Below are 6,357 nucleotides of genomic sequence, written 5' to 3'. Positions count from 1 at the left end.
ACCGCCCAGCGCGGCATGGGCATGCCCTGGAGCACCACCGCCGAGCTGATCCGCCGGTCGGCCGCCGAGGCCCAGGCCTGCGGCGGGCTGCTGGCCTGCGGTGCGGGCACCGACCAGGCACCGGCCGACCTGGCCAGCACCGATGAGGTGCTGGCCGCCTACCTCGAGCAGATCGAGGTGGTCGAGGGCGCCGGCGCGAACGTGATCATCATGGCCAGCCGGCAGCTGGCCCGGGTGGCCCGCAGCGCCGAGGACTACGCGAAGGTCTACGCCCGGCTGCTCGAGCAGGTGTCCCGGCCGGTGGTCCTGCACTGGCTCGGCCCCATGTTCGACCCGGCACTGGCCGGCTACTGGGGCTCGGCGCAGCTGACCGAGGCCACCGACACCGTGCTGCAGGTGATCGCCGACCACAGCGCCAAGGTCGACGGCATCAAGGTCTCCATGCTCGACGAGGCGCACGAGGTCGACATGCGCCGCCGGCTGCCCGACGGCGTCCGGCTCTACACCGGGGACGACTTCAACTACCCGTCCCTGGTGCGCGGGGACGGCGAGTCGTACTCGCACGCCCTGCTGGGCATCTTCGACGCGATCGCCCCGGCCGCCTCCACCGCCCTGCAGGCGCTGGACCGCGGCGACCTGGCGACCTACGACCGGCTGCTCGAGCCGACGGTGGCGCTGTCCCGGCACCTGTTCGGCACGCCCACCTACTACTACAAGACCGGCATCGTCTTCCTGGCCTGGCTGGCCGGCCACCAGCAGGGCTTCCGGATGGTCGGCGGGCTGGAGAGCTCGCGCAGCCCGGTGCACCTGGCCGAGGTCTTCCGGCTGGCCGACGCCGCCGGGCTGCTGCCCGACCCGGAGCTCGCCGCCGGCCGGATGCGGACGTACCTGTCGACCGTGGGGGTGGCCCAGTGACCGCCGACCCGCGGCTGGCCAAGCTGTCGATCAACTACAAGACGGTCGAGGGCTGGTCCATGCCCGACTTCGTCGACGGGGTGGCCGCGGCGGGGCTCTCCGCGCTCGGCACCTGGCGCGAGCCGGTCGCCGAGTTCGGCCTGGAGCGGTCCGCGAAGCTGATCCGGGACGCCGGCCTGCGGGTCACCTCGCACTGCCGCGGCGGGTTCCTCACCGCGACCGACCCGGCCGCCCGGGCCACCGCGCTGGCGGACAACCGGCGGGCGATCGAGGAGACCGCCACCCTGGGCGCCGAGTCGCTGGTCATGGTGGTCGGTGGGCTGCCCACCGGCTCCCGCGACCTGGTCGGTGCCCGGGAACGGGTCGCCGAGGCGCTGGCCGAGCTGGCCCCCTACGCCGGTGAGTGCGGCGTGCGGCTGTCCCTGGAGGCGCTGCACCCGATGTACTGCGCCGACCGGGCCGTGCTCTCCACCCTCGCCCAGGCCCTCGACCTCGCGGCGCCCTTCCCGTCGGCGCAGGTGGGCGTCGTCGTCGACACCTTCCACCTCTGGTGGGACCCGGAGGTCTGGGCGTCGATCGCCCGGGCCGGTGACCGGATCGCCTCCTTCCAGGTCTGCGACTTCCTCATGCCGATCCCGGCCGACGCGCTGATGGCCCGCGGCTACATGGGCGACGGGGTGATCGACTTCCCGCCGTTCGTGGCCGCGGTCGAGTCGGCGGGGTGGACCGGGGACGTCGAGGTGGAGATCTTCAACGCCGACGTCTGGGCTCAGCCCAAGGCCGAGGTCGTGGAGACGGTGAAACAGCGCTACCTGGACGTCGTGGTGTCCGGCGTCGGGGCGGGTGGCGTGGGCGGGAGCAGGGTGGTGTCGGCGTGAGGGTGCTGGTCACCGGCGGTGCCGGCCGGCTGGGCCGCAGCGTCGTCGACGGGCTGGCCGACGCCGGCCACGAGGTGGTCTCGGTCGACGTCACCGCCGCGCCGCTGGAGAAGGCCGCGGCGACCTTCCCGGCCGACCTGACCGACCTCGGCCAGGCGTACGGGGTGATGGCCCGGTACCGGCCGGACGCCGTCGTCCACCTGGCGGCGATCGCCGTCCCGTTCAGCCGGCCCGAGTCGGTCATCCACGCCACCAACACCGCGCTGGCCTACAACGTGCTGCAGTCCGCCATCGACCTCGGCGTCGGCACCGTGGTGACCGCCAGCAGCCCCACCGTCATGGGCTACGGCAGCCCGGCCGGCTGGACGCCGCGGTACCTGCCGCTGGACGAGGAGCACCCGGCGCGGCCGTGGAACGCCTACGGGCTGTCCAAGCTGGCCGCCGAGCAGACCATGCGGATGTTCGCCGCCCAGTACGGCGACCGGGTGCGGCTGGCGGCGTTCCGGCCGTGCTTCGTCATCGCGCCGGAGGAGTGGGCGGGGGCGCCGACCCAGCAGGGGCACACCGTGCGCGAGCGGATCGCCGACCCCCGGCACGGCGCGGTCTCGCTGTTCAACTACGTCGACGCCCGTGATTGCGCGGACTTCCTGGACACCCTGCTGGGCAAGGCCGGCGAGGTGCCCAACGGCGAGGTGTTCTTCGTCGGCGCCCAGGACGCCCTGGCCGAGGCGCCGCTGGCCGAGCTGCTCCCGGAGTTCTCCGGGGTCGCCCCGGAGCTCGCGGCCGGCCTGACCGGCACGAGCCCGGCGTTCAGCACCGCCAAGGCCGAGCAGCTGCTGGGCTGGACGGCGTCCCGCAGCTGGCGCACGGAGCTGCGATGAGCACGGTCACCCGGCTGTCCAGCCGGCTGTTCCGGCTGCCGCTGGCCCGGCCGTGGGGCGCCGACGTCCCGGCGCTGCACCTGCTGGTCACCGAGCTGGAGACCAGCGACGGGCGCACCGGCACGGGCTTCAGCTGGACGCCGTCGATCGGGGCCCGCGCGCTGCAGTCGCTGGTCGACCACGACGTCGCCCCGGTGGTCGTCGGCGGGCCGGTGGAGCCCGGCGTCGTCTGGGACCGGCTCTGGTGGCACCTGCACGAGGCCGGCGGCGGCGGGCTGACCACGATGGCGATCGCCGCCGTCGACACCGCGCTGTGGGACCTCGCCGCGAAGGCGGCCGGGCAGAGCCTGGTCGACCACCTGGGCCGCCGGCGCGAGTCGGTCGCCGTCTACGGCAGCGGGGTCAACTTCCACTACTCCCTCGAGGAGCTGGTCGCGCAGACCGAGCGCTGGGTCGCCGACGGCTGCACCGCGGTGAAGATCAAGGTGGGCCGCCCCGACCTGGCCGAGGACGTCGAGCGGGTGGCCGCCGTCCGGGCGGCGCTCGGGCCGCACCGCCGGCTGATGGTCGACGCCAACCAGCGGTGGGACCTTCCGACGGCGATGCGCGCGGTCCGGGCGATGGCCCCCTTCGACCTGTACTGGGTCGAGGAGCCGCTGGTCGCCGACGACCTGCCGGCGCTGGGCCGGCTGCACGACGCCGGGCTGGGCGTGCCGATCGCGGTGGGGGAGAACGTCTACACCGCGTTCCAGTACCGCGCGCTGCTCGCCTCCGGGGCTGCCGACGTCATCCAGCCCAACGTGGTGCGGGTCGGCGGGATCACCCCGTTCCTCCGGATCGCCCAGCTCGCGGCGGCCGCGAGCGTGCCGGTGGCGCCGCACCTGCTGCCGGACGTCTCCGGGCAGCTGGCGATGTGCCTCCCGCTGACCACCATGGTCGAGGACGTCGAGGACGCCTCGTTCGCGGCGCTGGGTGCACTCGCCCAGCCCAGCGGGGTGACCATCGCCGACGGCCTGCTCCGGGCGCAGACGGCCCCCGGCCACGGGCTGGTCTTCGCGACCGACCGGATGGAGGCGCTGGACGGCTGAGCCGCCGGCGCGTGCACCACACACCATTGATCTCGGAAAGCGCTTGCCGTACGGTGACGGCAGTCACAGGCGCGACAGCGCACGAGCGAGGGAGCTCCCCCATGGCATCGGTCACCTACGACAAGGCGACCCGGCTCTACCCCGGCAGCGACAAGCCGGCGGTCGACCAGCTCGAGCTGCAGATCGAGGACGGCGAGTTCCTGGTCCTCGTCGGCCCCTCCGGCTGCGGGAAGTCCACCTCGCTGCGGATGCTCGCCGGCCTGGAGGAGGTCGACGGCGGCGCGATCCGGATCGGGGACAAGGACGTCACCGACGTCGAGCCGAAGGACCGGGACATCGCGATGGTGTTCCAGAACTACGCGCTCTACCCGCACATGAGCGTCGCCGACAACATGGGCTTCGCGCTGAAGATCGCCGGGATGGGCAAGGAGGAGCGCCGCACCCGGGTCGTCGAGGCGGCCCGGTTGCTGGACCTGGAGCCCTACCTGGACCGCAAGCCGAAGGCGCTCTCCGGTGGCCAGCGGCAGCGGGTCGCGATGGGGCGGGCGATCGTGCGCAAGCCGCAGGTGTTCCTGATGGACGAGCCGCTGTCGAACCTGGACGCGAAGCTGCGCGTGCAGACCCGCACCCAGATCGCCTCGTTGCAGCGTCGGCTGGGCATCACCACCGTCTACGTCACCCACGACCAGGTGGAGGCCATGACCATGGGCGACCGGGTCGCGGTGCTCAAGGACGGCGTCCTCCAGCAGGTGGCCAGCCCCCGGGAGATGTACGACCGCCCGGCCAACGTCTTCGTCGCCGGCTTCATCGGCTCCCCGGCGATGAACCTGGCCGAGGTGCCGCTGGTCGACGGTGGCGCCCGGCTCGGGGACATCGTCGTCGAGCTGCCGCGGGAGACCCTGACGGCCGCCGGTGCGGACCAGTCCGTCACGCTCGGGTTCCGGCCCGAGGCGCTGGAGCTGGCCGAGCCCGGGCAGGGCTTCAAGGTCAAGGTCGACCTGGTCGAGGAGCTGGGCTCCGACGCCTTCGTCTACGCCACGATCGCCGACGAGCAGCTGGCCGAGCACCTGCACGGCGGCGACACCGCGCAGATCGTGGCCCGCGTCGACGCCCGGCGCCCACCGGCCAAGGGCGGCGACGTGTGGCTGAGCATCCGGCCGGGCGAGGAGCACGTCTTCTCCACCAGCACCGGCCGGCGACTGTCCCACTGATGGCGGGCCCCGTCCTCCCCACCCGGCGCACGCTCGGGGCGGGACCCGGGACGGGGCCGACAGGGCTGCGCCCGGGGCGGGGGCGATGACCGGTCCCCTTCCGGGGCGGGCGCCGCGGTGGCTGTTCCAGCTGCTGGGTGTGATGGTGCTGATCCAGGCGGGCATCGCGGTCGCCCGGCCGGTCTCCGCCTACCGGGCGATCGACCTGGGCGCCGGGGCCACCGAGATCGGCCTGCTCACCGCGGCGTTCGCGCTGCTGCCGATGGTGGTGGCGCTGCCGCTGGGCCGGGCGGCCGACCGCTGGCGGCCGGAGCCGATCCTGGTCAGCGGCGTGGCGTTGCTGGTGGTCGGCTGCGTGCTGCTGGCCACCAGCGGATCGTTGCTGGCCGTGGCGCTGGGCAACGTGGTCCTCGGCCTGGGCAACCTCGGCTGCATCGTCGGCGGGGAGAACGTCGTCGCCCGGCTGCCCGGGGACCGGCTGGACTCCGGGTTCGGGCTGTTCACCGCGGTCGTCTCCGCCGGGCAGCTGGTCGGGCCGGCGCTGGCCGGAGCCGTGCTGGCCACCGCGCCGGGGGAGCTGTCCACCGGAACCGCCCGCGCGCTGGTGCTCTCCGCCGCGTTGTGCGCGCTCGCGCTGCCGGCGTCCTGGTGGCTGGCCGCCGGGCGACGGTTCCCGGCGGCCGCGTCCCGGCCGACCGGCCGGACGTCGGCCTTCCGGCTGCTCGGCCGGCCGCCGGTGCGCTCCGGGATCTTCGCCAGCCTGGTGCTGGCTGCCGCGGTCGACCTGCTGACCGCCTACCTGCCGCTGCTCGGGGAGAACCGCGGCATCTCCCCGGCGGTGGTCGGGGTGCTGCTCAGCGTCCGCGCCGGCGCCACCGTGGCCTCCCGGGTGCTGGTGCAGTCGATGCTGGTCCGGGTCGGCCGGGCCCGGCTGGTGGTGCTGAGCACCGTCGGCTCGGGCATCGCCGTCGCGTTCCTCCCGGCCACCGGCAACGTCTGGGCGCTCGGCGCACTGCTGGCGCTGATCGGGTTCCTGCTCGGCGTGGGCCAGCCGCTGCTGATGACGCTGATCATCCGGGCCGTCCCCGACGACGCCCGCGGCACCGCGCTGGCGCTGCGGCTGGTGGGCAACCGGGTCGGGCTGGTCGGCACCCCGGCGGCGGCCGGGCTGCTGGCCGGGACGGCCGGGGTCTCCGCGGCGTTCTGGCTGCTCGGCGGCCTGCTGGCGGTCGCGGTGGTCGGCGCGCGGCACAGCGACTGAGCGATCGGCGGGGAGGCGCCTCCGCCGAGTGACAGCTGACCGGGCTTCCGTGCCGGGGAATGCCCGATCAGCTGTCACTCGGCAACGGCCGCCAGCGGTCGGGCGGTGCGAGCGCGTCCGGCA

General features: G+C 74.4%; 6 protein-coding genes. All 6 read left to right on the top strand.

Features of this window, described 5'->3' with window-relative positions:
• A partial coding sequence (locus tag G5C62_RS13245) for a dihydrodipicolinate synthase family protein (RefSeq protein ID WP_164701356.1) occupies positions 1-915 on the top strand: 915 nt, incomplete at its 5' end.
• The gene (locus G5C62_RS13240) at positions 912-1,793 is read left to right on the top strand and encodes a sugar phosphate isomerase/epimerase (RefSeq protein ID WP_164701355.1); all 882 of its coding nucleotides are present in this window, start codon (positions 912-914) and stop codon (positions 1,791-1,793) included. The genes G5C62_RS13245 and G5C62_RS13240, both read left to right, overlap by 4 nt.
• On the top strand, positions 1,790-2,674 hold the full coding sequence (locus G5C62_RS13235; RefSeq protein ID WP_164701354.1) for an NAD(P)-dependent oxidoreductase: 885 nt from the start codon (positions 1,790-1,792) through the stop codon (positions 2,672-2,674). The genes G5C62_RS13240 and G5C62_RS13235 overlap by 4 nt, the downstream gene beginning before the upstream one ends.
• Positions 2,671-3,762, top strand: a complete 1,092-nt coding sequence (locus G5C62_RS13230; RefSeq protein WP_164701353.1) for a mandelate racemase/muconate lactonizing enzyme family protein — start codon at positions 2,671-2,673, stop codon at positions 3,760-3,762. The genes G5C62_RS13235 and G5C62_RS13230 overlap by 4 nt, the downstream gene beginning before the upstream one ends.
• Positions 3,763-3,863: 101 nt before the next feature.
• Positions 3,864-4,973 (top strand): ABC transporter ATP-binding protein, encoded by a 1,110-nt coding sequence (gene ugpC, locus G5C62_RS13225; protein WP_164701352.1) that lies wholly within the window; start codon positions 3,864-3,866, stop codon positions 4,971-4,973.
• An 85-nt stretch (positions 4,974-5,058) separates the two neighbouring features.
• Complete coding sequence (locus G5C62_RS13220) at positions 5,059-6,234, top strand: MFS transporter (protein ID WP_164701351.1); 1,176 nt, start codon at positions 5,059-5,061, stop codon at positions 6,232-6,234.
• Positions 6,235-6,357 lie beyond the last annotated feature (123 nt).

Source organism: Modestobacter sp. KNN46-3, assembly GCF_011039295.1.
Note: the sequence above shows the minus strand (reverse complement) of the source record. Positions and strands in the feature narration are given on the sequence as shown.